Origin of the sequence: Pseudomonas sp. SWRI68 (genome assembly GCF_014269165.1) — a bacterium.
Lineage (GTDB): Bacteria > Pseudomonadota > Gammaproteobacteria > Pseudomonadales > Pseudomonadaceae > Aquipseudomonas > Aquipseudomonas capeferrum.
On record NZ_JABWRU010000084.1, the window covers coordinates 1 to 261 of the forward strand.

A 261-nucleotide genomic window follows, 5' to 3' on the forward strand; every position below is an offset into this window, starting at 1 on the left:
GGTCGGCTTCACGTTCTCTGCGACCGAGACCTGATCGGCGGTGATGGTGACCTTGACCAGGTCGCCTTCGTTGCCCGGAGTACCTGGCTCGTCGGTGACAGCGGTGCTGACTGGGGTCTTGTCCAGGACCAGGTTCTCGAACTTGCCGACGTCGGCACCGTCGACGCTGGCGATCGATTTGATCACCGGGTCATTGGTGCCGGTGTAGACGTTGTCCGGAGCAGTCACGGTGACGAAACCGCTGGTGCTGTTGGCCGGGAC

At 62.8% G+C, this 261-nt stretch carries 1 protein-coding gene; it reads right to left on the reverse strand.

Annotated elements, in window-relative coordinates:
* A partial coding sequence (locus HU770_RS26900; RefSeq protein ID WP_186666621.1) for an immunoglobulin-like domain-containing protein occupies positions 1-261 on the reverse strand: 261 nt, incomplete at both ends.